The following is a 3,234-nucleotide window of genomic DNA, read 5'->3' as shown; positions in this document are numbered from 1 at the left end:
GGCGACGGTCGTCTCGTACTTGCTGTTCCACAGCAGGTAGCGGTCCTGGGCGTCGAAATAGGCCAGGCCGTCGGGCATGGCGTTGATGACCGAGTTGAGCCGGGTGAGCGCCTGGCGCTGGTTCCAGCCCTCCAGCAGCATGGTGGCGGCCGCCGCCAGCATGATCAGGCCGGTCAGGACGCCGACGACCAGGGCCATGACGCTGTTGGGCAGCAGGCTTGCCGGCGGGCGCAGATTGGTGTTCGGGATGATGGTCACCGCCGCCATGCTGACGAAGTGCAGGACGACGATGGCCACGACCAGCAGCACCGCCCCCCAGATTCCGCCCGCCAGCGTGCGGCGGCCTGAGACGACCACGAGCGACAGGCTGGCGAACCCGATGCCGGCGGCGATGGCCACGGCCACATAGGCCGGGTCCCAGACCAGGAAGCCTTCCGTGCGGAAGGCCGACATGCCGGCGTAGTGCATGGCCGCGATGGTCGCGCCGACCACCGCGCCGCCGACGGCTGGACCGGCGGGATGCCTGACCTTGGCGGCGATGATCAGGCCGGCCGCGACGCCGATGGTCGCGATGACCAGGGAGATGACCGTACCGCCCGCGAGATAGCCGGTCGGCAGGCCCGGCTCGTAAGCCATCATGCTGATGAAGTGGGTCGCCCAGATCCCCGCCCCGCCGCTGGCGCCGCCGCCGATCAGCCAGAGGTAGGAGCGTGGACCTTCAAAGCCGCGCCCATGCGTGTAGAGCCGCACGGTGGTCGCGGTGGCGATGAGGCAGACCAGCACGGCCACGGCCAGAAGCCATGGGCTGTGCTGCTGGGTGATGCAGATGAACGTCCTGAACACGCGACCTCGACTCCCGCGGCGGCACATGAGCGTCGCCTTGGCTTAGCGCGGTAACGACAACAAATCGTTGCCGTGAAACCGGGTCAGGCCTTCACCCCTGCCACCGCCGCCGGCGCCGGGGTCATGGCGGGCGCCCTAGTCCTTCAGCTTGACGCCGAGATAGAAGGCGGCGCCTGGCTCGCCGAAGCCGAACACCTCCTGATAGTGGGTGTTGGCGAGGTTCTCGACGCGGGCGGTCAGCCGGACGTGGTCGTTCACGTCATAGCCGCCGGCCAGGTCGGCGACCACGAAGCCTGGCCGGATCACGTCGGAGCTGTCCAGGCCGAGGTCGAGGTCGTTGTCCTCGGCCCGCACGGTGAAGGCCGCGTCAAACCGGCCGTGGGTCCAGTAGAGACTGGCCGAGCCGGTGTTCAGCGGCACGCGCAGCAGCCGCACCCCGGTCGTCGCGTCGATCGAGTCGACATACCCATAGGACGCCTGGACGCGGAACCCGTAGCCGAGCACCAGGTTCGCCTGGGCCTCGACCCCTTGCGTGCGGGTGCGGGCGATATTGACGTAGTGGCCGCTGGCGGCGAACTCGATCTCGTCGCGGATGTCCAGATGATAGGCGGTGACCTTCAGCGAGACGCGGCCATCGGCGGATTTCCAGGCCAGGCCGCCGTCATAGCCCTGGGCATGTTCGGGCTGCAGGGGCACACGCGGGGAGAAGCAGAAGTCGCAGACCGTTTCGCTGATGGTCGGGGTCTTGAAGCCCTGGTTGAATGAGCCCTGGACGCTGAAGCCCCAGCCGAGGTCGTAGGTCGCCCCGACCCGCGCGGTGGTCTGGGCCTTGAACGTGTCGGGCGCATCGTAGCGGACGCTGGCGATGGCGGTCAGCGGGCCGAACGGGTGCAGTTGCAGCACCCCGAAGCCGGAGGTGGCGTCGAGGTCGAACTTCTGGCCGGTCGAGACGCTGGCGGTGCTGTTTTCCCGCTCGGCCCCGGCGACGAAGGAGACCAGGTCCTCGGGCGTGCCCTTGGCCACGGTGTAGCGATAGACCTGACGGTAGGCGATCGAGCCGGAATCGCCGGATTCGCCGTGGTCGCCGCGCTCGATCTGGTAGTCGCTGACGCTGATCTCGTTCTTCAGGTCCCAGGGCCCGGTGATGCGGATGCGGCCGAAAGCCTCGACGCTCTCGCTGACCGCGACGTCGTTGGTGTCCATGAACAGGAAGTCGGGCGGCGGAAAGCCGTCGATGGCGGTGACGGCGCGGTCGTAGCGCACCTGGGCGTCGAACCCGAGCCAGTCGGTCAGTTCGTAGCGGCCGCGGATGTCGGCGGTGAACGCGTTGTCGCCGTCCTTCTCGGTGTTGTGGAAGCCGGGCAGGCCGAAGGGGGCGTAGTTGTCGCGCACGTCGGCGGCCGAGATGCCCTGGGTGTTGAAACTGGAGATGCTGGCGCCCAGCGCCCATTGCTGGGTGCTCTTGCCGGCCGAGGCCTGCGCCCGCCAGGTGTCGAACGAGCCGCCTTCGAGGCTGGCTGCAAGGCCGTTCGGCTCCTTGGTGATGAAGGAGACCACCCCGCCGATGGCGTCGGAGCCCCAGAGCGCGCCTTGCGGCCCGGTGAGGATCTCGACCCGGGAGATGTCGCCGAGATCGAGCGCGCCGAAGTCGTAGCCGCCGGAGGGCGAGGAGGCGTCGTTGACCGGCACGCCGTCGATCAGGACCAGGGTCTTGTCGGTGGGCGCGCCGCGGATCGAGACGCCGGTCAGGCCGCCGAAGGCGCCCGACTGGGTGACCACGACGCCCGGCGCGGTCGACAGCACGTCGGCCGCGAAGGTCGCCTGGCGCGCCTGGATGTCGGCGTCGGTGATCACATAGACGTCGGGGGTGGTCGCGAGCGTGGCCGGCACCCGCGTCGCGGTGACGATCACATTCGCGTCGGAGGGCGCCGCCGCCGGCGGGGCGTCCTGGGGGGCATCCTGGGCATGGGCCGAGGCCGCCAGCACGAGGGCCGCGGCGGAGGCCGAGGTGGCCAGGGTCTTCCATCTTGCGCAGGTCATGGCGCTTTACCGTCCTTTTCATCGGGACCGTGTCACGCCGAAAGCGGGGATTCGCTTGGCGCAGCGGCGGTCGATGCCGCTGCGACGGAAGGCGCGCGCGCCTTCCCGCGCCTGGGGTCTGGACCCGGACCCCCGGACGAGCGACCTGGACGGCAGGTCTCCTGACTTCGCGGGTCGTCGGGTTCGCGTCCTCGCCTTCCCGGGGCCGATGAGCCTCAGTGGCGTCGCGTCTTAGATGACGCGATATGGACGCGGCCCTCGCCGCTCACAGTTGCGGGCACAGCGCGGATTCGGGGACGACCCCCTCACCGCATTCCCTCTTGGCCTCCGCTCACACGGAGGAACCGTCCG

At 69.3% G+C, this 3,234-nt stretch carries 2 protein-coding genes and 1 riboswitch; both genes read right to left on the bottom strand.

Going from position 1 to position 3,234, the window contains the following annotated elements; genetic code table 11:
- Positions 1-843: MHYT domain-containing protein (locus VGL85_RS10335; protein ID WP_331588768.1), on the bottom strand; the 843-nt coding region annotated here is incomplete at its 3' end.
- 135 nt (positions 844-978) lie between these two features.
- Positions 979-2,883: a TonB-dependent receptor plug domain-containing protein gene (locus tag VGL85_RS10330; RefSeq protein WP_331588766.1), complete on the bottom strand. Its 1,905-nt coding sequence runs from the start codon at positions 2,881-2,883 to the stop codon at positions 979-981.
- Positions 2,884-3,017: 134 nt separating this feature from the next.
- A riboswitch (cobalamin riboswitch) is annotated at positions 3,018-3,234 on the bottom strand. This riboswitch is flagged as partial in the annotation.

Origin of the sequence: Phenylobacterium sp. (genome assembly GCF_036501465.1) — a bacterium.
Classification (GTDB): Bacteria; Pseudomonadota; Alphaproteobacteria; order Caulobacterales; family Caulobacteraceae; genus Phenylobacterium.
This window is presented reverse-complemented; position numbering and strand designations above follow the sequence as displayed.